We start from the raw sequence: 24,281 nt of genomic DNA, 5'->3' as shown, positions 1-24,281 counted from the left end.
ATTAAAAAGTCGTGGCTTATAAATGCCACGACTTTTTATATTAATTCGTACTAATTCCTCTCGCTGCCCAAATACGATCGATATCAGCGGCATGTTGTCCGCCATATAAAAGAGCATCCGCTTGCTTAATCGCTTTTGCTCCATCACTAAATTTAGAGTTTGGTGTTAATGACCAGTGCGATTGTAAAATAATTTTCGTTGCAACATCACGACCAAATGCTTGCGCCATCTCATATTGTCCTTGAGCCCAAATTTCTCCATCATCATGTACTTCATTCGTAATATCTTTCGGATACACTTTATTATTATCTAATCGGCGTAAGCACGTTGGATCTGAACTAGAATAAGCAGTCGCATCCCATTCTCCAACACATGCTTTTCCGTACCCTGTTGTCGATACTGCATCTTCATACGTAGCACCTAAGAAGTCGCCAAATCCTTCTCCCATCGCTCCACCTTCTGCAGAACTACCGAAGCCAGGGACTTGATTATCTTGAATCGAATGACCATATTCATGTGCGATAATACCAGCATCTTCTGCATCATCTACTCCGCCAGTACCAAAAGTTAAAGCTTTCGTTGTCGGAGAATAAAATGAGTTATCCGCCGTCGTTCCATTCACATTCACTTTAATAGAGCGATTATTAATATTTTTAAAACCTAACCCTTGAATGTAACGCTGTAATGTATCGATATGATAATACGACATAACGTCTTCAAAGCTATCATTTGCGCGTGTATAGTTAAATTGTAAATTCGTAGATTTCGTTTTTGCTTTTGAAGAAATCGTTACATACTCTCCAATTAAAAATCCTGTCCCATCTAGACCTTTTAACGTAACAGTCTTTAATTGATTCGTTAGCGCTGTTGAATCTGCATCATTATTATCTTTTAAACCTACTTTACTACCGCTAGATACGACTGGATTAGGTAAAAATACTTTTCCTGATCCTTCTGCTTTACGGTTTATATCAACTTTTTTAATTAACTTTCCATTTTCTGCATCAATAAATGTTTCCCATGCACCAAATGGATTATTAGAATGGACTACAACTTTGTATACTGGACGAGCAATTCCCTCTTCAACAATATACCCGAATTCTTTCTCTGTAGGAGCCCATAAGTTTTGTTCACTTGCTTCTCCAACATACGCCATTGATTTTTGTATTGCATCTTTTCCACTAATTTTTGTCGTTACTTCCTTCACACCTTTAACAGATTGATAATCAGAAACAGCAAGTACTCCCTTTCCCTCTCCGTTAAGAGTAACTGTAATTTGTTTAGAAAATACAGGCGCACCATTCACAACTTGTTGGAACCTAACATATGAAGCTACTGACGTTTCTGTTGTAGAAATATACTGTAAGTCTGAAAGGTCTGCTTTTAATCCATACTGCGCAGCATTTTCTTTTAAATATTCAGTTGCTTTTTTCTGCGGCGAATAAGCTTCTAGCTTTACTTGTTGTTGTTTTTCCAATGCCGAAACCGTAGAAATCGTCCCCATCACTAACGGTACAGTCATTGCCATTGCCACCATTTTTTTATTAAACATAGAACCACTCCCCCTAATAAAGTAGCTCAACCTTTTCCCATTACCACTAGGCAATCATTCTTTACAAAATGGATGGATAAAAATTGAATCTACGTTTAATTCTCTACGAACAATTCTATTACCTTTCCATTTAGGATGAGTGAAATTTTCTCAATATTTATGTGTAACGTGAAAACAATTGTGTAGAAATATATTTGCTAGTGAGCCTATCGAATGTATGGCCAAATAAATTCTAATCATACAAAAAGGAAGTTGGAATCATTCCAACTTCCTTTTTGCTTTACTGAGCTGCACTTAATTTAATGCGGACTTTTGTCTCACCCACAGATAGTTCATCGTCTTCAGTCGTTAAGTTACCAAATGAAAATTGCTTAACGAGTAAATTTTCTTCCAACAGATCTTTATGATTCGTTAATGTTTGCTTCAACTCTTCCTCTGTATCAAGAATAACATCTACCCTTAAATTAACTGGTAAATTCAACTGTTTACGATATTCTTGAACTGCTCGAATAAATTCACGCGCTACTCCTTCTTGTAACAATTCTTCCGTTACATTTGTATCTAACATAACTGTATATTGTCCGTTAGTTGTATTAGAGAATCCAGATTTCGCAACTTTCTCTACTAATACATCTTCAGTCGTTACAACTACTTCTTCTCCTGATGCAGCTTCGTAAACTGCTCTTTCTGTAGATACAAAGTTTTGTACCTCGTCTTGTGATAATTGCTTTAGCCAACCATTTACTGCATTTACATTCTTACCGAACTTCGGTCCCGCCGTTTTAAAATTCAGCTTTAATTGATAGGATGTATACTTCGTTTCATCTAGTTCAACATGGAACGCCTTCACATTTAACTCATCCATAACGATATCACGATAAGATTCCCAATCCATATCATTTTCATTATGTGCTAGTAATACAAGTTCTGCTAACGGCTGTTTTACTTTTAAAGAATGCTGATTACGATTACTTCTTCCAAGTTCAACAACTTGTAAAACTGCATCCATTTCCGCTTCTAATTTCGGCTGAAGTAGTGATTCATTTACAACTGGATAATCCTCTAAATGAACGCTACTTCCAGTTAAATTCAAATGAATATCTTCAGCGACAAACGGTGTAAATGGTGCAATTAACTTACTAATTGTCACAAGCACTTCATGTAGTGTCTCATACGCAGCTGCTTTTTCAGCATTCATACCAGATTCCCAGAAACGATTACGTGACCGCCTTACGTACCAATTGCTTACTTCATCTACAAGCGCCGCGATTTCACGAGCTGCATTCGTAAATTGATAATCATCAAGTGCAGTTCTCACTTTTTTCGTTGTGCTATGCAATCTTGATAATACCCATTCATCCAATTTCGTCCGCTTTACGTCATACGTTTCGTTCGGATTATACTCATCTAAATTTGCATATAAAACGTAGAAGCTATACACATTGACTAATGTATCTACAAATTTAGATTTTGCTTCTAATACTGTTCTTTCAGAAAAACGCTTCGCATTCCACGGAGCACTGTCAACGAGTAAAGCCCATCTTAGCGCATCTGCACCAAACTTCTCTACTAAATCAACTGGATCTAGTGCATTCCCTTTACTTTTAGACATTTTCTGTCCTTCCTCGTCTAGAACATGCCCTAGTGATAGCACTCGTTTATACGGTACTTTTCCAGTATATAGTGCGGATACAGCTAATAAACTATAAAACCAGCCTCGTGTTTGATCAATTCCTTCTGCAATTACATCTGCTGGAAACTGTTCTTCAAATAACTCTTTATTTTCAAACGGATAATGATATTGCGCAAATGGCATCGAACCACTATCAAACCAAACATCAATTACTTCTGGTGTACGATTCATTGTACTTCCGCATTTTTCACAGCAAACTTGCACTTCATCTACATACGGCTTATGCAATTCTAAATCTTCAGGTGTTTCTTTCGTACTTTGCTTTCTTAAATCAGCAATGCTTTTCGGTGCGAATTGATGATCGCAACTTTCACATTCCCATACGTTTAATGGTGTTCCCCAATATCTATTTCGGCTAATATTCCAGTCCACCATGTTTTCTAAAAACTTACCAAATCGTCCATTTTTCATATGATCTGGATACCAAGTAACAGTATCGTTATTTTGTAAAAATGTATCTTTAATTGCAGTCGTTCGGATTAACCAACTTTCTCCAGCATAATAAAGTAGTGGTGAATCACAACGCCAACAATGTGGGTAACTATGCTCATACTTTTCTTTATGATAAAGTAAACCTTCCTTCGCTAAATAACGAACGATATCTACGTCACAATCTTTTACAAATTTACCTTTCAAAAATGGTACTGCTTCTGTATACTCACCTTTCTCATCTACAACATGTAAGAATGACAATCCTTCACTTTGAACGACTCTATAATCGTCTTCCCCATATGCTGGAGCGATATGAACGAGTCCTGTACCACTATCTGCCGTTACAAAATCTGCTCCGATTACGTGGTAACCATTTGTAACTTCTTTCATCGGAAACGGCGCTGTATAAGAAGTATTTAATAATTCTTCTCCTTTATGAACAGATAGTACTTCATAGTTTTCTTTTAATACATCTTGTACACGCTCTTTCGCAACAATGTATACATTACCCTCTTGTTTCGCTTTAACGTATTCCATATTTGGATGTACAGCGAGTGCAACATTTGCTGGAAGTGTCCAAGGTGTTGTTGTCCAACCTAGGAAATATTCATTTTCACTATCTTTCACTTTAAATTTAACTGTTGCACTTAAATCTTTTACTGTTTTATATCCTTGGGCAACCTCATGTGAACTTAGTGAAGTTTGACAGCTTGGGCAGTATGGTGAAACTCTATGCCCTTTATACAATAATCCTTTTTCATGAATCGTCCCTAAAATATGCCATACACTTTCGATATATGGATTCTTTAACGTAACGTATGGATCATCCATATCTACCCAATAACCGATGCTTTCAGTGAATTCACGCCACTGCTTCTCATATGTGAATACACTCTCTTTACACTTCTGAATAAATGGCTCAATGCCATATTCTTCGATTTCATTTTTACCCGAAATACCGAGTTGCTTTTCAACACCCAATTCTACAGGTAAACCGTGTGTATCCCAGCCCGCTTTTCTTAATACTTTATAGCCAACCATCGTTTTATATCTTGCTACTACATCTTTAATTGTTCGTCCAAGTGCATGACCTACATGCGGTAGTCCGTTCGCCGTTGGTGGTCCTTCATAAAACACAAAAGATTGTGTGCCTTCTCGATTCTGAATTGATTGCTCGAAAATGCTTTGCTCGTTCCACTGTTTACGAATACGTGTTTCTCTCCCTACAGCTGACTCTTTTACATCTACTTTCTTCATCTACAATCACTCCTTTGAATATTTTAAAGCACACAAAAAACCCGTCCCTATGAAGTAGGGACGGGTTTAACCGCGATACCACCCTAATTCTATTAGCTCTTCGCTAATAGCACTTAGCAACGTACTATCATACGTGTTCTTTGTAACGGTAGACATCCGTCCGGGCTTACTAACTTTCAGCCTCAGCTCCTCGGAGATGATTTTCAAATAACGGCTGCACACCGGCTTTCAGCAACATACCGGCTCTCTGGGGAACAGTACACTATTTTACTCTTTCTCGTCTTCAGATTTGTATACTTTGTTAAAAGCTATTTTATGCCATCAGGCGATAAATTGTCAACTAATTCAAAATATATTTTTATTTATATCCTTTTTTCCCTATTCTTATACAATTACTTTTCAAATTCTCGCAATGCTGCTAAATTTTCATCATCCTCGATAAGTTCAGCGAAAAATCCCGACTCATCCTCACGAAGTACAATTTCAAGTTCTACCTTCGCCTCTTCCATTCTGTTTAACTGTGCTAAATAACAAGCACGATCATATCTTGCTAACAAATCACTCTCATCCATTGTTAATACTTCATTTGTTATTTTTTCTGCCTGTATCGTTTGGCCAGCACCATGATATGAAGATGCTAAAGAAAGAAGAATTGCTGTTTCATTCGGATGATGTATAGAGGCATTTTCTAATACATGAATTGCCTCTTTAAACCTCTCTTGACTTTGATATATTTCTCCTAAAGTAAGAAATGCTCTACTTACAAATGGTGTTTGCTCCGTTAATTGTAAGGTAATCTTTTCTGCTTTTCTTTCTTCTCCTGCTTTAAAGAATACTTGTGCCTGCAGAAGAAGAGTATCATAATCATCTGGTAACTCTCGAACCATTTGCTTCGTTACTTCCGAAGCATCCCTTAACATATCTTCTTCCTCACACTCTATGAAAAGATTTACAAGTTGCTTTGCCACATCGTAATCCCATTTATGTTCTAACGATGTTTGCAATACATCTATCGCCTCTTTATTCATTGTCACATTCTCGTAAAATAGTGCAAATCGCAGCGCTGCCATGCTATTTTTCGGATTTAACTGTAACGAAATTTCATATAAATCAATGATTGTAGTAATGATTGAAATTTCCTTCGCACGGTTTTTCATACGATAAAGGGCTCTCGTAAATATGGATTTCTTCGGCTGTTCATTTTGTTGACGTTCAATCCATCTTTCTGTAACCGCAGATGCAGCATACATAAACGCCATACTTCTTTCTGCCTTTTTTATTTTTAATATATGAAGAAAATCTCGTATGTTAGACCATTTCTTATGTTGCTCTATCGCTTTTACATATACATCAAATATACGTTCATTATTTACATCTTTTTGTATCACTTTCATTGCAATCTCAATTGCTTTTCCATTTCTATTTTTCACTAACACTTTTGCATAATGATATAGAACTTCTGTATGCTCACCATCTAATTGTAGTGCGTATTCAATCCATGCCTGTTCTTTATCTATTTCATCCATCGCTCCATACACATATGCAATCGCATCTAATCGCCATATTTCAGGTACTTCGTCCGCTAATTGGTCTAGTTCCGTCAGCAACTCTTCCTGAAGATTCATCTCTACTGAAAGCTGTGCCAAATATTCCATATTAATATGCAACGGCTCTTCTTTCATCGCCTGAACCATATGACTTTGCTCTTTAGAACGGTTTTCTTCTTTTTCGTATATTTCCGCAAGCTGTAAATGTACACCTACGAAATCCCCATCAAGCTCTAAACATGTTTCATACGCTTGTTTTGCTTCTGTCAGTTGCCCTAATACCATAAGTGTTTCACCAATTCGGTAATACGGTAATGCTGTTTCCTTTTGTTCTATCGCCCTTTTATATCTTTTCATCGCTTGGCCGTACTGCCCAATAGATTCATATAAAATACCTATATAACAACCATATTCACTTACTTCATTTCTTTCTTTGTGTAACGTTCTTAAGAATGCTATACCTCGTTGCACAAATACAGTTCCTTTAATTCGATTCACATATTCATCTAACGCGCTTGCTACATTATATTCGCTCTGCTTTATACCACTCTCTAACTTAGACAATGCTACTTTAAACCCTTCTTCGCTTCCACCAAGTTCAAGTTCAGCATCCCATAAAACCATTCCCGCATTCATAAGGAAATCTTGGCTCTTTTCAATTTGTTTTTCAATACCGAGAATATATTCTTTTGCTTCCTTATATTGTTCTCTTGCCATATAAACTTGTGTAAGTCCGAAATGAGAATAAACATCCTCATCATTTTCTTCTAAAGCACGTTTATACAATACTTCCGCTTCTTCCAGACTATCATTTTGAAAATGATAGTCACCCAGTTTTACATATAGAGGCGCCTTATCATCACAATTCTCAATGCCTTCTAGTAATATTTCTTTCGTACTTTCTTCATCCTTCAAATCTGATTCGTATATTTCCGAAAGTTTCGTATAAATGTAAGGTGCATTGCTATCCAACTGAATCGCTACTTTAAGTCCTTTTATCGCTAAATGTAATTTCCCTAAATGATGTGCACATCTCGCTCGCTCATACCATACATGTGCCTCATTTTTATACTCTCTTAGCAGGTCGTTAAAGATTTCATACGCTTCTTCATATCTTTCTAAATCGATTAATATTAACCCGTGATTCGTTACAGTAAATCTTTCTGGACTACGTTCTAAAGCAACTTGAGAAAACTGCAATGCCTTTTCAGATTGGTCGATATACATATATGATAAAGCGAGAAAACTCCAAGCAATTGGCTGGTCTGCATCTAATTGTAATGAGGAACGAAAACTTGAAATTGCTTCTATATAACTTTCCTGTTCAAAAGCATATCTTCCGTTTATTAAATGATATAAAGCACGATTATTTTTCTTCTCAACACTCGCAAGCATTTGCTCAGCTTTTTCTAATTCTTGAAGGCGAATAAAGCACTGCGCACCATGTAATTTAACAAAATCTGAGCTCGGAAACCTCTCCATTAACTTTTCAATACATGATAAAATAAACTCATTATCCACTTCAACATCTAGATGTTTAATCGTATATAACCACGTATTCGGATTATTACTAGTCTCTTTTAAAAATTGTACTAAGTTATTAATCCCATCTTTATCTTGTTCATCTAAATGATCCGTTAGAGAAAAAATGGATTTAAAATAATGATTTTCTTCTTCATTTAAAAATGATAATTGTTCCTTCTTTTCTTTCGGAACAAACGTAATCGCTAAACAGCCTGTATAACGATATTTTTCTTGTAACTTACTATATTCCACAATAACCGGCTCTATAAAGTTCGGATCTTGAACATAAAAGGCTTGCAATGTATCATCATATCCAGATAGAACTTGTACGTGTGAAGCATGCTCAATATCTATACTTAATAATACGGGAATCCCCTGATCTAGCAGTCTCTTATAATTTTCTACATTCCCTTTAAAATAACGATATTCATAACCTAATTCTTCCAAATAAGAAACAGTATCTGAAAACTTCGATCCCGTCATATCAAAAATAAACTCTGCTATTTCATCTTGTGTACGTTTTTCTCCCCATAACTGCAACATCATTTCTAAACTTGTCGGCACACAATAATTATCCTTTTGTACAATTGGAACTATAGGTAAGTGAACCTTTTTTCCATCTGGATTTTTTTCTAAATTATGATATAAAGACTCTTTTAAACTTTTTTCTTCATTTAATAACTGTTGTAAATCTACAAGTTTATTCATTTTGTAAAACGCTTCTGCACGTAAATGTACAAAATAAGCTTTATAAGCATGATAAGGAAGCTGGTTATTTATATTATCTATTACCGATAACATATCTTCGTACTTCCCTAAATCTAATAAATATTTTATCTTTTCAAAATGAAAATATGGTACTTGCGGGAACTTTACAATTGCATCATCAATTAGCTGTAATGCACGTTTCTGTTCACCTTTATTCGCATATAACTGTGATAATAAATATGTGGATAGTTCTTCACAATCTTTATGCTGCATGCCGGCTATAAATCGTTCTTCCGCTTTCTCCCATTCACCTGTATGCATATAGACGTAGCCCCATTTATCAAATACAGCACGTGTACTGTACTCCTCTGCTTTTTGCATATAGATTAGCGCTTCTTCATTTCGTTTCATTTCTAACAGGCATCTTACTAAAGTAAAATATGTTTTCGCTAAAAAATCGGCATATATTTCTTCTTTATTGCTCTCTTCTAAAGAGTCTTTTAACAACTGTTCTGCTTCAAGAATTTTCCGCTCATCAATTAACTCATCACAATATAAAGAGAGCGTTCTCATATTTGGGAATTTTTTATAAGCGTAGCGAATGAGGAATGAACTGTATTGGTGCATAAGCCCTTCATCAGTAAGACGTATTAATATATCAAACTCTTTATGTGAAGGAATATTAGCAAGCCAATTCTTCAAATAAGATAGAGTATTCTTTTCTTTTATATATGAAATTTCATTATTTATTTCCTCTAATCCATCTATAAATCTCTTGTCTTTCAAACAAGCATCTAACTGCTTAAAATCTAGCATGTATTCACCTCGAATTTATATTTAAACTGCTACTTGCTTAGATTTTACACATCATATAGTAGGTATTCAACTAAAATCTCCTATAATGGATAGTATTATTTAATATTATTCGAATTTATAACAAAATATAGTAAAAATGATTGTTTTTCTCCATATTTTGTTTAATTAAATGGAATAACGTAACATGAGGATCTTATCTTTTGGAAACTGAAATCCGTACATGAAATTATATCGGCGATAATTCAAATATATCAGCGATTATACGGTGGATATCGACTTACCAACAAAAAATGACAATCCTCAATAAACCGCTACCTTTTAACATACTATTTCACCAAATGTAATTTTCATATTCGGAGCATATACTAAAGAAGAATGCATTTGAAATGCTTTAAAAAATCGGAGTTCAGCTTCATATTGAGCTAGCGCATCATTATATGTTAATCCTCTAGTCATTAAACGTTCTATAAATTGCTGCTTATCACCTGGATTCCCTGCAATCCCCTCTTCTTTTAATGAGTGATACAACCTTTGTTTATCATTATAATGCATATTAGAATCTAAAAAATTCACTTTATCACTTACTCTACATTCAATATTTTTTACGCCTAGTTCATTTAAAAATATCGGTATTTTCATACCAATATTCCCATCTTTCCCGCTTCTCTTGATGTCACTTTCAAATAACTTCTGCAAAACACCTAGCCTGATAATTTCCGATTGCTCCTCCCCATCTAACACGTATGAAGACATATTTGATATCCAATGTGGTTCAAAACAGATTATTTTTCCGCCCTTTTTAACTGAATGCATCATTTTTTGTAGCATCGTTTTTGGTGAACTCATATGTAATAAGAAGGCATGACAGATTGCTATATCGTATGTATCTTTCAATTCAATCTCTGTAGCATTCCCTTCAAGAAATTCTGACTCATACGGAAGTAAACGAAACAATTCTCTCGCTTCAGCAAGTAATGTTCCCCCGCTATCAATACCTGTATACTTTGAACCTTTTGGAAGTAATGGCATTAATACTAAGCCTAAATAACCATATCCACAACCGAAATCAACGATATGTACGGGCTTATTAATCTTCCAAACTGTATTTACTAAAAAGCTTACATAATCGTCGTTGTAATATAAATCTCTTGTATTTTTTAAATAAGTTAGTTTACTGTTCCAGTCGTATGTTTCCAAGATTAACGCCTCCTTTATTTATATGACATTACAATTCTCCATTTAATACGGACATTCCTACACTTGAAACAATTCCAAAAAAGTTTAGATTTAATAAAATATAACTGTTACTTACATATTTTCTATAAAAACAAATAGGCATACATATCTAATATGATACGTATACCTATTTGTTTTACATCTCCTCAGGTGCCTCCACCCCAAGTAAACGTAACCCCTCTTTTAATACAACCGTCACAGCATACACTAATGCTAGTCTACTGTCTTTTTCGGCGTTTTCATCTAATATATGCACATTTCCATAATATTTATTAAACGATTGTGCCACATCTAATACGTATTTCGAAATAACCGATGGCTCATTTTTGTTGAAGGCTATTTCAATTACTTGTGGGAATTTATTAAGTAATTTTACAACGCTCCAGCTATGATCATCTTTTAATGCAAACGTACACGTTTCAAATTCTACGCTTTCTTTTCTTAAAATAGAGCAAGCACGTGCATGTGTGTACTGTACGTACGGTCCTGTTTCCCCTTCAAATTTCAGCATGTTTTCTAAAGAAAATTCAATATTATGCATACGCTCGTTTTTTAAATCGTGGAAGATAACTGCCCCTACACCGACTTGCTTTGCTACTTCTTCTTTTTGTTTTAAGTTTGGATTTTTCTCTTCAATATTTTGTTTTGCAAGTTCGATTGCTTCCTCAAGTACTTCTTCGAGTAAAATAACTCTTCCTTTACGTGTGGACATTTTCTTACCGTCTTTTAAAATGAACCCAAACGGTACATGTTCCATGCCATCAACCCAAGTGTAGCCGAGCTTTTTTAATACAGTGAAGAATTGATTGAAGTGTAAACTTTGTTCTGGGCCAACTACGTATAACGCTTTATCAAAACTAAATGTGTTTTGACGATATAGAGCTGCTGTTAAGTCACGCGTTGCATAAATCGTCGCACCATCTGATTTTCTAATTAAGCAAGGCGGCATTCCCTCTTCTTCTAAATTAACGACTAATGCGCCTTCTGACTCTTCAATCAAATCATGTTCTTCTAAAATCCCAATAAAGTCTTCCATTAAATTATTATAAAAAGCTTCTCCTTGAAAATTAGTAAATTCAACACTGAGAAGTTCATAAATACGAGAAAATTCTTTTAAGGATTCGTGACGGAACCAATTCCAAAGCTCAACTGCTTCTTCATCACCTTCTTCTAATTTCTTAAACCAAGCGCGTCCCTCTTCTTCTAGTTCTTCGTCGTCTTTTACCTCTTCATGAAATTGAACATATAACTTAAATAATTCACGTATTGGATCCTCTTTCACTACTGCTTCATTTCCCCATTTTTTATAAGCAGTAATTAACTTTCCAAACTGTGTTCCCCAGTCCCCAATATAATTAATTCCTACAACTTCATACCCACATTTTTCAGCGATATGTTTCAATGAATTTCCAATCATTGTAGAACGTAAATGCCCCATTGAAAAAGGCTTTGCGATATTAGGAGAGGAATAATCGATAACGACCGTTTTTTCACATCCAAAATGATTGTGACCGTACTCTTCTTTCTCCGCTAAAATCGTTTTTAATACTGTATCATTTACAGTTTCACGATTAAAAAATACATTTACATAAGGACCAACGGCTTCTACTTTCGTAAAAAATGGATCGCTTAATTTCTCCGCAACTTCCTTTGCAATAATAGCTGGTGCTTTTTTATATTGCTTCGCTAATGAAAAGCATGGGAACGCTGCATCTCCGAATTCATCTTGTTTTGGTGTTTCGATTGAATCTAAAATTTGCTTTTGCGTTAATTCATTCGTGAAAATATTAGATAAACTTTCCGCAAACTGCGTTTTATACTCCATACTACAACCTCCTTCATTTTTAAAACACAAAAAACTCGTCTCTAAAAAGAGACGAGTTTAAACCCGTGGTACCACCCTTGTTGTTCATTACGAACCACTTTCCCGTTTATAACGAGGACAGGGGGCCTCGGCTTACTCTACTATTCGTTCAAGAAGCATCTCCGAAGTGCGCTTCATCTTTTTCTTCCGCACTAGGCTCACACCATCCCTAGCTCGCTTTCCTTCGAAAAAAGACTACTCTCTTCATCACCGACAGTATATTTAATTAATTATTGCTTATTATACATCTTTTTAAACAATTAGCAAGGGTCAATTACACCAAAGTGAAACTTAGCACTTTTTCTTTTGTATACATGAAAATTGTGTTTTTCAAATCTAGAACTACGGAAATGATCTTTCAAAACGACACGTTTTCTTGCCACTCGTTTTGCCTCCGCAATTGTTTCGTCAGTAATATCATGATACAAAGCGAAGTGTTTTAATCCTTTAATTCCATCGGATTCTATGACAGTTTCTTCAAACATCGGATCAAGGTAAACGACATCGTAACTATTGTCTTCACATTGCGCTAAAAATGAAAAATGCTCCGTTTGCTTTACTTGGATTCTTTGCATTGCTTCATCGATTTCAGAAACAGATGAAGACCATGTTTTCAAACCATTTCTCATGATATAAGCCATATATTCATTACCTTCAAGTCCTGTTACTGTTCCACTTTCACCAACAACATAACTAGCTACAATACTATCTGATGCCATACCGAGCGTACAATCTAACACTGTCATTCCGCTCTCTAATTGCGTGGCTTGTACAAATGGGTCGTGTTCTCCGCGCATTAATCTTTTCACACGAAACATCGCTGAGTTTGGATGAAAGAAAAACGATTCTTCTGTTCCTTTTGGATAAATAGCTAATCGGTTCTTCCCTACGACAAGCACATCTTGTTCATACTGCTCATGTAGCTTATGTACTGGTATGTCATTACGTTTAACGAAAAAACTATTTAATTCTGCTGCTACCTTATTTGCATAATCTGTCATTTCTTTGTTCGTTCTACCTGCTGTTGTTACGATCATTGTTTCACCTCTATATAAAGAAAAGAGGGAGATTTACTCTCCCCCTTCTTTAGCAATTCTTTTCGAAAGCTTGTTCTAAGTTCGTAATAATTTCGTCCATAGTTGCACCTTCAATTTCATGACGGTGAATGAAGTGAACAACTTCTTTTCCTTTTAATAATGCCATAGATGGTGAAGATGGAGGAATTTCTCCGAAGTATTCACGCATTTTTGCAGTAGCATCTTTATCTTGGCCTGCGAATACAGTTACAAGATGATCAGGTTGTTTTTCAGCACGAACAACCGCTTGACCTGCTGATGGACGTGCTAAACCAGCTGCACAACCACAAACAGAGTTTACAACTACTAAAGTTGTACCTGATGTATTTTCCATAAATTCTGTTACAGCTTCTTCTGTAGTTAACTCTTCAAACCCAGAACGCACTAACTCTTGGCGCATTGGGATTACCATTTGGCGCATGTATTCTTCATAAGCATTTGACATCTTGTAATCTCTCCTTCAACTTTCATTCCAAATTCATCATATCACGCTCTATTAATAGGTGCAAAAGAAAGATAACGATGATTTCATTTTTTTGTAGGGATTTCACAAACCCCACCGCGGCAATGTCCAACTGGGACAAGTTTTCTATTGTTAGCGATATAATCGTATACTTTATTTCCAAATCCAAGTACGATAGATAACTTTATAAAAGGCACGGCAAACCAATAAGATGGAACGGCCTTTGCTAATACATGTATGCTATAAATGCCGTCATACCATTTATTATTTTTAAAAATATACAATCTTTGTTCCATCTTACTTTGTAGTTCTTGAGAAAGCTCATACTTCTCAACCACATCTTCATTTCGAAATGAAACAAATTTCATCTTACCCTTTTTATCTAATTTTTTCGTACGTTCTGCAACTGCAGTACACATCGGACACCAACTATCATAGAAAACAATCATACATTATTCCCCTTTACGAGACTCCGTCATTTGTTTCCATACAGAACCTTTTGCTTCTTCTCCGCCTTCAATACGCTCTAATGCTAGGCGTGCTTGCATCGCTACTTCAAACTCTGGATCATCTTGCGCTGCTTTTAATGCTGGAATCGCACTTTCATCTCCAAGTTCAAATAAGAACATCGCTGCACGCCAGCGTACTAATTTACTTGGATCTTTCAAAGATTTAATCATAACGAACATCGCTGCCGGATCACCTACATCTGATAAACAATCTCCTGCAGTACGACGAACACTTACAGAGCGATCTAACAACGCTTTATATAATAACGGTAATACTTCATCACCTTTTACCATACCTAAATACGCTGTTGCTAAACGGCGTATTGAAACTTTTTCATCATCTAACGCCATTTTTAATACTGGAATATCTTCTTCAGTAGGATCCATTTGTTCTAATGCTGCAAAACGGTTTTTCCAGTCAGAATCTTTCATCATCTCTTCTGTTACTTTATACGGCTCACGCTTTTGAATCGTTACTTCAACAGCACCTGCTTGATTTAATAATTCTTTAACCGTTTCATTTACACGTTCTTCTGAATAAGCAGCAACAATCTCTTCTACTACTTCTTTCCCGATTTCTTCAAAATTACCGTAACGTGTACTTTGTTCTATCCATTTACGCTCTTTTACAACGTTTGGTGCAGACATTTGTACTTTCATAATCGATTCTTTGAAACGATCTGGTAAGCCAACACGTTCTTCCGATGTTCCATCTGTTAACTTTACTTGCATTGGAATTGTAAAGAACATTTGAACAAACACTTTCACTTCTCCAAAATGAGCAAGTTGTTGTTCTTCACTTTCTTCCACTACTTCTTCGCCAAAAACTGCACGAACTTGTTGTAATAAAACTTTCCAGTCATACTTTGCATTTCGCTCGACTGCTAAAAAATCGGCTACATGATACACACCTTTAATACCTTCAATTTTCAAAATTTCTTGCACTTGCATTGGTGCTTGTTCTTTATTTTCATTTGTATAATTATTACGCGCTCCTGATGGTAATACTTCATTCAAAATAACTTTCATTGTATTTGGACTTGGCGTCGGTTCAATTGCTTTAATCTTCACGTAAAAAACTCTCCTTTATTGCATGTTCTTAGCTGTATTGTAACATGTTCCACCTCTCTAAACCTACTCGGATGCTTTATCTTGCTGATTTCTTTCCATCATCATACTTTTTCATTCTTTCTCTTTCCACCTAATTCCCCAAAACCATTGTTTAAAGTCCCCTCTTATTACGATGCCCCCTCCCGCCTTCTCTCCAAAAAGGTAATACTCTCAATCACAACTTCAGTTCTATATATTCTCTTACCTTTTTCATCATCGTAATTACTAGTCTGAATACGCCCTGTAATCCCAACAAGTGATCCCTTCTTACAATATTCAGTTACATTCTCAGCCGATTTTCGCCAAACGACACAATTAATAAAATCGACTTGTTGTTCACCTAAACTATTTCGAAATCCTCTATTCACAGCAACACATATTCGTGCATAAGCAACGCCTTGTTTTGTGTAGTATAATTCTGGCTCCTTTGTCAATCTACCGATTAATACAACTCGATTCATCATAAGTTATACCACCTCTCGTATTTTTCTTCATTGTAAGGAGAAGTATTGGAATAGTAAAAAGCACAAAATGATATATCCGTAAGTAAAAAGTATTATTTTAGACCCTACAAAACAAAAAAAGAAACCATACATAGTTCAAACATGTATGGTTTCAAAATTTATTACACTTCAGTACAAGATATGTAATATCCTCCGCGAGCCATCTTTATTTCAGCACGGTACATTACATTTTCTAAGTAGAAAGTAATCGGTTTAACTTTACTCTCAAATTTTAGTCTTTCATTGCATTCAGTTGCATATCCTTCAATCGCTGAAGTAATAACTTTTGATGATGGATACGTTAAAGCTTCATCTAGTTCTATGAAAAAACTTTTAGAAAATAGTTTTTTCATAATCCCCTTCTTCTCTTTCATCATATTCCATCTCCTTCACTTCAAGTTGTTAACATCCATATTATACCATAAATTCAATATATCTTTGAAAATAAAAAAATCCTGCATTTTCATGCAGGATTTTTTTATTAGTCATTTTTCGTAAAGTAAGAAACGAAACGAAGAATTTCTAAGTATAACCAAACTAATGTAAGCATTAGTCCCATCGCAGTGTACCACTCCATATATTTCGGAGCTTGACTACGTACACCATTTTCGATTAAATCGAAATCTAGTAATAAGTTTAATGCAGCAACTACGATAACAACTGCACTAATAATAATACCAATCGTACCGCCTTGGTGAATGTACGGAACAGTTACACCAAACATGTTTAGTAGAAATACGACTAAATACATAACCATAATTCCAAGTGTTGCTGCCATCACGCCTGTACGGAATTTATCCGTTACCTTTACTACACGCGTTGCATATAACACTAACATTGCAAATAGAATTGAGATTGTTAGTAATACAGCATTTAAAACGATAGAATCGCCAAATTTCATTGTATAAACCGCTGAAATACTACCTAATACAACCCCTTCTACCGCCGCATAGATTGGTGCACCAAAAGGTGAAATACGCGGGAAGAACATTGACGCAAATGCGATGATTGCCGCAACGATTAAAGCACCAATTAACACTGGCATCTTCATCGTCCCCTGCATCATTTGTATGTATGAATAGACAGACGTTGCAAGTAGCAAGATAAGCATAATAAACGTTTTGCCTACTGTTCCGCCAATCGTCATCGCAGAAGCGCTTGCTCCCTCTTTACGGAATGCCTCTTTTTTCAACATTGGATTAGATGTTCTCATTTTTTCCCTCCTAAAATAGGTTCTACCAATAGTGTAAAGTTTTTCTCTTTACTTTTCAATATATGCAGCTTGTTTTTATTTTAATCCTTCAACGATGTCTGATAGTTCACTCCATCTTTCCATCGTTTTTTCTAGCTCTTCTTCTGTTTTCTGCTGTGCTTCAGATAATTCTTGTGCCTTTGTGAAGTCAGATCCAACTTTCGCAAGTTCTTCTCCAATTGACTCAATTTTCTCTTCTAGTTCGGCAATTGTATCTTCAATTGTTTCCCATTCACGCTGCTCATTGTATGAAAGTTTACGTTTACGTTGTTGTTTCGGCGCTTCTTCTACCACTTTTTTCTCTTTTTGAACTTCCGCCTTTTCAATAAGTTCTTTTGTCTTTTCCATTTCTAAAAAGTCCGTATAACTACCTAGGAATTCACGCACTTCGCCTCCACCACTAAAGATGAACAATTCATCTACTACTTTATCTAAGAAGTAACGGTCATGCGATACAGTTAAAACGACACCTGGGAAATCTTCTAAATAATCTTCCAGTACTGTTAATGTTTGTGTATCTAGATCATTCGTAGGTTCATCAAGTAATAGTACGTTTGGTTCTCCCATTAAAATACGTAATAAATATAAACGTCTTCTTTCACCACCAGATAGTTTACCAAGTGGTGTACCATGTGAATGCGTTGGGAATAAGAAACGTTCTAGCATTTGAGATGCACCAATTACTTTTCCATCTGTCGTATGAATAACTTCTGCAATCTCTTTAATGTATTCAATCATACGTTGATTTAAATTCATCTCTTCGTTTTCTTGCGTATAATAAGCAACTTTTACAGTTTGCCCTACTTCAACTTCACCACTATCAGGAGATAGCTTACCTGCAAGCATATTTAAAAGAGAAGATTTCCCACTTCCATTCGCTCCAATGATTCCGATACGATCTCCTGGTTTCACAATATGATTAAAGTTGTGTAATACCGTTTTATCACCGAATTTTTTCGTTACATCTTTTAACTCAAGTACTTTTTTGCCAAGGCGACTCCCGCTAAGCGCAATATCAACTGACTGTTTTGCAGCTGGTCCTTCTTGACCTTTTAACTCATCAAATCGTTGAATACGTGCTTTTTGCTTTGTCGAACGAGCTTTTGCACCGCGGCGGATCCATGCTAGTTCGCGGCGATATAAGTTTTGACGTTTTGATTCTTGCGCAATTTCTTGTTCTTCACGAAGTGCTTTCGCTTCTAAAAACGTACTGTAATTCCCTTCATAACTATACAGTTTTCCATTGTCTAATTCGAAAATACGATTCGTCACACGATCTAAGAAATAACGATCATGGGTTACAAGTAATACGGCACCATTATATCGTGCTAAATATTCCTCTAACCATTCCACTGTCTCATGGTCAAGATGGTTCGTAGGCTCATCTAAAATTAATAGATCCGGTGTTTCAATAAAACATTGCGCCATTGCAATACGCTTTTTTTGTCCACCAGATAGGTTTCCAACAGTTGCTGTGAAATCAGTAATTCCTAATTTCGTTAATAACGATTTTGCACTCGCATTTGCTTCCCATGCACTCATCGCATCCATACGTTGCTGCACTGCAAATAATTGTTCCTGTACTTTTTCATTACTTGGATCTTTTTCGATATTTAATAACGATTGTTCATAATCACGAAGAAGACGAATTAAAGGTGTATCACCATGGAACACTTGCTCTAAAACTGTTAGTTTTTCATCAAACTCTGGTTGCTGTGATAAATAACTAATTGTATAACCACGTGAATGCGTCATATCACCTGTATCAGGAGTTTCTAACCCTGCAATAATTTTTAATAATGTCGATTTACCAGTACCGTTTACACCGATAATTCCGGCACGGTGTCCTTCTGCAATACTAAATGATAATCCATCAAATAACGGTTTTTCTCCGTATGATTTCGATAAGTTTTCCACAGTTAACATTTTCATATTTGTGCATTCCACTCTTTCATAAATTGTTCAATAAACTGTTCCATATAACGATGACGAACTTCAGCCTCTTGTTTTGCTGCGTTCGTGTTCATTAAGTCTTTTAGTTTTAAAAGTTTTTCATAGAAATGATTTAAAGATGGATCGTTATTTTTTCTATATTCATCTTTCGTCATCACTTCACGCGGCGAAATAGCTGGATCATACATTAATCTCCCTTTCGCTCCACCATACGCAAATGTACGAGCTATTCCAATTGCTCCTAGAGCATCTAAGCGATCTGCATCTTGAACAAGCTTCCCTTCAAGTGAATCCACTTTACCGCCATGACCACCTTTATAAGACATATTGGCGATGATATGAAGAACATGTTTACTTTCCTCTTCTTCAACATATAACTCTTCTAACCAATCAGAAACTTTTTTCATTCCTGCTTCTTCACTTTCATTTAACTTCTCATCTGCCACATCGTGAAGTAATGCTGCCATTTCAATTATAAAACGATTTCCTCCTTCTTGCTCGGATAAAGAAATCGCCAGTTTATGTACGCGTTCAATATGATACCAATCATGCCCACTCGCATCTTTTTCTAAAATATGTTTTACAAAAGTAATTGTTTTTTGAATCTTTTCTTGTTTTGTCATTTTATCTTCACCCAGTTACTTATTGTAACACGCCCGCATTTTTTCATCACATATTTTCTTGTCCGCCCATACACTAGGTGGTAGGCATGATCATGAAGGAGGAATAAATATGTTCTATAATAATCAACCGCCTTACCCAAGGCAACCATTTTACCCTCAGCAACAGGAACAGGAACAAGAACAAAGATTTACAGAACAATATGAAGAACAAGAGCAACAATATGAACAAAATCCATTTGCATCACCACAAAATCAAGAACAACAATTTCAACAAAACCCTTATGACACACGTCCAAATTATGAATATCCTCAAAATCCATATGCAGTACCGCAAAATCAAGAACAACAATTTCAACAAAATCCATACGCAACAACGCAAAATCAAGAAACTGAATATCAACAAAATCCATTCGACACACGTCCAAATTATGAATACCCTCAAAATCCATATGTAGTGCCACAAAATCAAGAACAACAATTTCAACAAAATCCATACACAACTCAACCTCAACAACCACAATATCAGCCGCAAATGTACCAACCAAACTATGACGCGCGTGTTTCACCGCCAGCACCACCAACAATTGATCCGACACAACCACAAATCTTACCACCAGGACCTACATTCGATATTACACAGCCTCAAATTTTACCACCTGGACCAATTACAGAACCAACGCAACAACAAATTCAACAAGTTGTCGGTACACAGTTTTTACCTTTAAAGAAACCTGTACTAGATTTCGTAAAACCTTGGGTAGATTACGGTTTAAATGAAGCAAAACATACATCACACAAACACGCTTTAACAGAAGTTGCGGCGATTATGTTTTTAGTTGGGAAAGGATTCAACCCGACGATTGCACATTATATTGTGGAATCTTGGGAGAAGAATGAGCAGTTTTAAGGTTATCCATTTCATTTTAAATAAAACAAAAAAAGTGTCACAAATGCGTAGGTTATAAGCATTTGTGACACTTTTTGTTTGTTATATTAAATATCATTTCAATACTGAATTACTGCAGTTACCTTTTCTTTCTAGGACCAATAATTAATTTAATCGCCGTTCTTTCTTGTTCATTAATAGTAACCTCTTGAAACGCTGGAACGAAGGCTAAATCAATACCACTTGGAGCAACAAACCCTCTTGCGATTGCAATTGCTTTAATCGCTTGATTTAAAGAGCCAGCCCCAATCGCTTGAATTTCTACATTTCCACTTGTTCTTAGTACACCTGCAATTGCACCTGCCACTGAATTTGGTTTTGATTTTGAAGATACCTTTAATATATTTTCCATGTAAGTTGCTCCCTCTATTATTTAATCGCTCTTTTGTTACCGTATAAAATATTTCAACGTATCTTTTACTACTATTCACAACAAAAGCAAACAATGCTACATATGTACATTCATTCGATACTTTTCGTCTTCTTCCTGCCTTACTATGTAAATAAAGAAGGATAACTAAAAACCTAATATAAAAACATCAAAATAAAAAGAGATTACTTTAACGATCATATCATTGCAACTGAGGATACTGGTTTTACTGTTTCAGATATAATTAATATAAGCATTCACCCTACGCTTCAATTTCCCAATAAACCCCTCTGATATTTTCACCAAATCATTAACCTTTTCTTCTTCAAAAATGGTTACATCTTCTATTCTATTACTATATTTCATCGCATTAGCACTTTATGCTCCAAATCTATCACCTTATATATAAGACAAGCATAAAATACTATGTGTATACAATTCATTCGCAACAGGAGGTAATATATTGGGTTCATACTATCATTCTTCAAACTCCAATAAAAAATGTTCATGTAAATCTTCTTCTAGCTCATATAAAAAATGTTCGTGCAATTCCTCTTCTAGTTCATATAAAAAATGTTCATGCGACCACCATTCACATAAAAAAAGCTGTCCGGCATACGGTACTTTTTGGCAAACTGAGTTTATAACTGTTCCTTTTGGCGATCCCTTTCCATTTAATCACGTTGGCCCTATAGCAGGAGGGGTTTCCTTACTAAATCCTACTACTATACAATTTAGTCAAGCTGGTGATTATAGAGTTTCTTTCATTTCAACGATTAACACTACTTCAAACCCTGTCTTTCCACATATTCCAGTCATGACTATATTTTTAAATAATAATCCACTTGCTAATAGTCAAGGTGACTTTGCTTTTCAAATGAATACTTCATCAAATAACGAATGCCTTCAACTAGTAGGCGAAACGATTGTTACAGTACCAGCTAATGCAACCCTTCAACTGAAAAATAATAGTGGTTTTAATCGTCAAAGTATTGCAACTTGTGATAATGGTATCAATTCAGTTGAATTAACAGTTATAAAACTAAGTTAATAATCATCTTCACGTTCAGATGCTATTTCAGCATCTTTGTTTATTAAATAATGTTCTTTCGATTCCCATCATCCCCCTTATAAAAAATAAAAAAAGCACCTAATTCTAGTACTACAAAAGTTAGGTACTTTTTTTATTAAAAGCTTCTCATTCTTTCTTACTTCTCCACATAAACAGACTTAACAATTGTACGATTATAAGGCTGCCCTTCTTTATTCATTCCTTTTATATCCATCGTAACGTTATATACTCCCGGTTGCTTTATGTCCTTCAAAGCACCAGTAAATGTATTGTTATTAGCATTTTGTAATTCATTAAATTCAGAGACTAGTTTTCCTTCTTTATTCACGATCCTTACTGTTATAGAAAGATCTCCTTTCATTTCTGGTGCCACAGGTGATTTTTTCAGTTTATACTCAGATTTATTCGCTTTCACCTTAGTAGGCATTTGAAGTACAAATGGCGCGCCAGTCTTGTAATCGCTTACAACTAAATATGCATCTTTCGACTGCTTCGCCATCATTTTAACTTTCCATTCTCCTACATCCATTTTATCGAATTTAAATGTTCTAATTTTTGCACCACCAAAGAAAGATTCCCCTTCACCAGTAGTTATAACGCTATCCTTATTTGTATACATTTTTCCTTTTGGTGATATCATTTGTACTTCTACATCAGATGAAGCAGTTAATATAGAAACGATTCCTTCAGCTTTTTTATCAACCGCAACAGTTTGCTCTATCCACTGGTTTTGTGGCAATTCTCCTCCTAATATGTTTTGATTTGAAGTTATATTTAATTGTTCTATATTTTCATTTGAACTAGTGCTGGATGCTACTAAAGCTGGTACGGCTACACTTGCTGTACGTAAATATGGTTCAATTCGAGAGAAAACAGCAGATCCTTTTCGTATATTATCATGATCAAATCTGGAATCTGTAAATAAATGCGTTCCATATGGCAGCTTAGCACTCCACTCATTTACTAGTCCATCATTTGAACCGTATGATGACAAATATAACCCGCCCATAGATAGCGCAGAAAATACTGGTCCCCAGCTAGTCCCAGTAGCCGTATAGTAACGGTTTAATTTAGCTGCTGGATTATTATCAATCGTTGAACGAAATTTTGCCATTTCGCCCATTTGTAATGAGTACGTACCATCATCTTTTTGACCTAATATAGAAGCCAGCCATCCTGCCCACCAACTATATGATAAGTCCGCTAAATTTGAGCCATGATGTGGCGTCGCAAGCGTAATAACATTTCCTACAAATCGATTTGCACCATATCCTACTAATGCAGCCTGTGTATCGATACCGCCTTTACTATGTGCTACAATATTAACTTTTTTACCGAAGTGATTATATATTTCTTCTAATTTTTGTGCTAACAATTTTCCGTTGTCCCACTGACTAGCTGACCCTTTCCCAGCAGCATCATATAATTGTATAAATACTGTTTGATAGCCTGCTTTCAAAGCATAGTCATACATATCATTTATATCGTGATACACTGTCTTTCCATACCAACTATCAGCATTCCCATTCCTTCCTTGTACAAAAAGAATCGGAGGCTTATTCTCATCGTAATTAGCAGGTTTTTGACCTAAAAACCATTCTCCAGGTGTAAATACTTCTTTATCTGGAAATCCCGTTTTAATTTCTTTTACTTCCTCCGCCTCTACCTTCGTACTAACAGCCATCGGAGTCATAATAAAAAATGCGAGAAGTAATAACATACACCTTTTCAAAATCCTCATTAACATTCCCCCTTTTTTGAAAGGAAGTACTACT

General features: G+C 35.5%; 18 protein-coding genes and 2 other annotated features. Of the genes, 2 read left to right on the top strand and 16 right to left on the bottom strand.

Annotated elements, in window-relative coordinates; genetic code table 11:
* Positions 1-40 precede the first annotated feature (40 nt).
* The 14 genes from ATN06_RS10890 to ATN06_RS10825 form a co-directional block, all read right to left on the bottom strand.
* Complete coding sequence (locus tag ATN06_RS10890; protein WP_060630642.1) at positions 41-1,552, bottom strand: M36 family metallopeptidase; 1,512 nt, start codon at positions 1,550-1,552, stop codon at positions 41-43.
* Between the two features lie 280 nt (positions 1,553-1,832).
* A complete protein-coding gene (gene ileS, locus ATN06_RS10885) occupies positions 1,833-4,934 on the bottom strand; it encodes an isoleucine--tRNA ligase (protein ID WP_060630641.1) in 3,102 nt (1,033 codons plus the stop codon).
* Between the two features lie 53 nt (positions 4,935-4,987).
* Positions 4,988-5,227: a binding site (T-box leader), on the bottom strand.
* Positions 5,228-5,326: 99 nt separating this feature from the next.
* The gene (locus tag ATN06_RS10880) at positions 5,327-9,529 is read right to left on the bottom strand and encodes a bacteriocin-processing peptidase family protein (protein WP_060630640.1); all 4,203 of its coding nucleotides are present in this window, start codon (positions 9,527-9,529) and stop codon (positions 5,327-5,329) included.
* Positions 9,530-9,847: 318 nt separating this feature from the next.
* Positions 9,848-10,726 (bottom strand): class I SAM-dependent methyltransferase, encoded by an 879-nt coding sequence (locus tag ATN06_RS10875; protein ID WP_060630639.1) that lies wholly within the window; start codon positions 10,724-10,726, stop codon positions 9,848-9,850.
* 175 nt (positions 10,727-10,901) lie between these two features.
* The gene (gene argS / locus ATN06_RS10870) at positions 10,902-12,590 is read right to left on the bottom strand and encodes an arginine--tRNA ligase (RefSeq protein ID WP_060630638.1); all 1,689 of its coding nucleotides are present in this window, start codon (positions 12,588-12,590) and stop codon (positions 10,902-10,904) included.
* Between the two features lie 44 nt (positions 12,591-12,634).
* Positions 12,635-12,849 (bottom strand) — a binding site (T-box leader).
* Positions 12,850-12,889: 40 nt separating this feature from the next.
* Positions 12,890-13,666 (bottom strand): class I SAM-dependent methyltransferase, encoded by a 777-nt coding sequence (locus tag ATN06_RS10865; RefSeq protein ID WP_060630637.1) that lies wholly within the window; start codon positions 13,664-13,666, stop codon positions 12,890-12,892.
* 49 nt (positions 13,667-13,715) lie between these two features.
* Positions 13,716-14,150 carry a BrxA/BrxB family bacilliredoxin gene (locus ATN06_RS10860; RefSeq protein ID WP_000063706.1) on the bottom strand — a complete coding sequence of 145 codons (435 nt, stop codon included), beginning with the start codon at positions 14,148-14,150 and terminating at the stop codon, positions 13,716-13,718.
* A gap of 83 nt (positions 14,151-14,233) precedes the next feature.
* Positions 14,234-14,617: a thiol-disulfide oxidoreductase DCC family protein gene (locus ATN06_RS10855; protein WP_060630636.1), complete on the bottom strand. Its 384-nt coding sequence runs from the start codon at positions 14,615-14,617 to the stop codon at positions 14,234-14,236.
* A gap of 3 nt (positions 14,618-14,620) precedes the next feature.
* Positions 14,621-15,748, bottom strand: coding sequence for a conserved virulence factor C family protein (locus ATN06_RS10850; protein WP_060630635.1), 1,128 nt, complete (start codon positions 15,746-15,748; stop codon positions 14,621-14,623).
* Between the two features lie 167 nt (positions 15,749-15,915).
* On the bottom strand, positions 15,916-16,251 hold the full coding sequence (locus ATN06_RS10845; RefSeq protein ID WP_060630634.1) for a single-stranded DNA-binding protein: 336 nt from the start codon (positions 16,249-16,251) through the stop codon (positions 15,916-15,918).
* A gap of 161 nt (positions 16,252-16,412) precedes the next feature.
* Positions 16,413-16,667, bottom strand: a complete 255-nt coding sequence (locus ATN06_RS10840) for a DUF4318 domain-containing protein (RefSeq protein WP_000975140.1) — start codon at positions 16,665-16,667, stop codon at positions 16,413-16,415.
* A 104-nt stretch (positions 16,668-16,771) separates the two neighbouring features.
* Entirely contained in the window at positions 16,772-17,503 is a 732-nt protein-coding gene (locus ATN06_RS10835) for a Bax inhibitor-1/YccA family protein (RefSeq protein ID WP_001260655.1), read from the bottom strand.
* A 75-nt stretch (positions 17,504-17,578) separates the two neighbouring features.
* On the bottom strand, positions 17,579-19,474 hold the full coding sequence (locus ATN06_RS10830; RefSeq protein WP_060630633.1) for an ABC-F family ATP-binding cassette domain-containing protein: 1,896 nt from the start codon (positions 19,472-19,474) through the stop codon (positions 17,579-17,581).
* Positions 19,471-20,118: an HD domain-containing protein gene (locus tag ATN06_RS10825; protein ID WP_060630632.1), complete on the bottom strand. Its 648-nt coding sequence runs from the start codon at positions 20,116-20,118 to the stop codon at positions 19,471-19,473. Before ATN06_RS10825 ends, ATN06_RS10830 begins: the two co-directional genes overlap by 4 nt.
* A 109-nt stretch (positions 20,119-20,227) precedes the next feature.
* Here ATN06_RS10825 and ATN06_RS10820 point away from each other — a divergent pair, with 109 nt between their 5' ends.
* Entirely contained in the window at positions 20,228-21,025 is a 798-nt protein-coding gene (locus tag ATN06_RS10820; protein ID WP_060630631.1) for a hypothetical protein, read from the top strand.
* A 118-nt stretch (positions 21,026-21,143) separates the two neighbouring features.
* On the opposite strand, the gene spoVS is transcribed toward ATN06_RS10820, so the two are convergent.
* Entirely contained in the window at positions 21,144-21,416 is a 273-nt protein-coding gene (gene spoVS / locus ATN06_RS10815; RefSeq protein WP_060630630.1) for a stage V sporulation protein SpoVS, read from the bottom strand.
* 481 nt (positions 21,417-21,897) lie between these two features.
* On the opposite strand from spoVS, the gene ATN06_RS10810 reads away from it, so the two are divergent.
* Positions 21,898-22,485 carry a hypothetical protein gene (locus ATN06_RS10810; protein ID WP_060630629.1) on the top strand — a complete coding sequence of 196 codons (588 nt, stop codon included), beginning with the start codon at positions 21,898-21,900 and terminating at the stop codon, positions 22,483-22,485.
* Between the two features lie 157 nt (positions 22,486-22,642).
* On the opposite strand, the gene ATN06_RS10805 is transcribed toward ATN06_RS10810, so the two are convergent.
* Entirely contained in the window at positions 22,643-24,226 is a 1,584-nt protein-coding gene (locus tag ATN06_RS10805) for an esterase/lipase family protein (protein ID WP_420480582.1), read from the bottom strand.
* Positions 24,227-24,281 lie beyond the last annotated feature (55 nt).

Source organism: Bacillus thuringiensis, from assembly GCF_001455345.1.
GTDB classification, from domain to species: domain Bacteria; phylum Bacillota; class Bacilli; order Bacillales; family Bacillaceae_G; genus Bacillus_A; species Bacillus_A thuringiensis_N.
The sequence above is the reverse complement of the archived record's forward strand: the minus strand, read 5'-3'. Positions and strand labels throughout refer to the sequence as shown.

Excerpts from the sequence above, each read along its gene's own strand:
- ATN06_RS10805 (WP_420480582.1), bottom strand. The coding sequence starts at position 24,226 with ATGTTATTACTTCTCGCATTTTTTATTATGACTCCGATGGCTGTTAGT.
- ATN06_RS10825 (WP_060630632.1), bottom strand. The coding sequence starts at position 20,118 with ATGACAAAACAAGAAAAGATTCAAAAAACAATTACTTTTGTAAAACAT.
- spoVS (WP_060630630.1), bottom strand. The coding sequence starts at position 21,416 with ATGGAAAATATATTAAAGGTATCTTCAAAATCAAAACCAAATTCAGTG.
- ATN06_RS10830 (WP_060630633.1), bottom strand. The coding sequence starts at position 19,474 with ATGAAAATGTTAACTGTGGAAAACTTATCGAAATCATACGGAGAAAAA.
- argS (WP_060630638.1), bottom strand. The coding sequence starts at position 12,590 with ATGGAGTATAAAACGCAGTTTGCGGAAAGTTTATCTAATATTTTCACG.
- ileS (WP_060630641.1), bottom strand. The coding sequence starts at position 4,934 with ATGAAGAAAGTAGATGTAAAAGAGTCAGCTGTAGGGAGAGAAACACGT.
- ATN06_RS10890 (WP_060630642.1), bottom strand. The coding sequence starts at position 1,552 with ATGTTTAATAAAAAAATGGTGGCAATGGCAATGACTGTACCGTTAGTG.
- ATN06_RS10855 (WP_060630636.1), bottom strand. The coding sequence starts at position 14,617 with ATGATTGTTTTCTATGATAGTTGGTGTCCGATGTGTACTGCAGTTGCA.
- ATN06_RS10835 (WP_001260655.1), bottom strand. The coding sequence starts at position 17,503 with ATGAGAACATCTAATCCAATGTTGAAAAAAGAGGCATTCCGTAAAGAG.
- ATN06_RS10845 (WP_060630634.1), bottom strand. The coding sequence starts at position 16,251 with ATGATGAATCGAGTTGTATTAATCGGTAGATTGACAAAGGAGCCAGAA.
- ATN06_RS10865 (WP_060630637.1), bottom strand. The coding sequence starts at position 13,666 with ATGATCGTAACAACAGCAGGTAGAACGAACAAAGAAATGACAGATTAT.
- ATN06_RS10860 (WP_000063706.1), bottom strand. The coding sequence starts at position 14,150 with ATGTCAAATGCTTATGAAGAATACATGCGCCAAATGGTAATCCCAATG.
- ATN06_RS10840 (WP_000975140.1), bottom strand. The coding sequence starts at position 16,667 with ATGATGAAAGAGAAGAAGGGGATTATGAAAAAACTATTTTCTAAAAGT.
- ATN06_RS10880 (WP_060630640.1), bottom strand. The coding sequence starts at position 9,529 with ATGCTAGATTTTAAGCAGTTAGATGCTTGTTTGAAAGACAAGAGATTT.
- ATN06_RS10820 (WP_060630631.1), top strand. The coding sequence starts at position 20,228 with ATGTTCTATAATAATCAACCGCCTTACCCAAGGCAACCATTTTACCCT.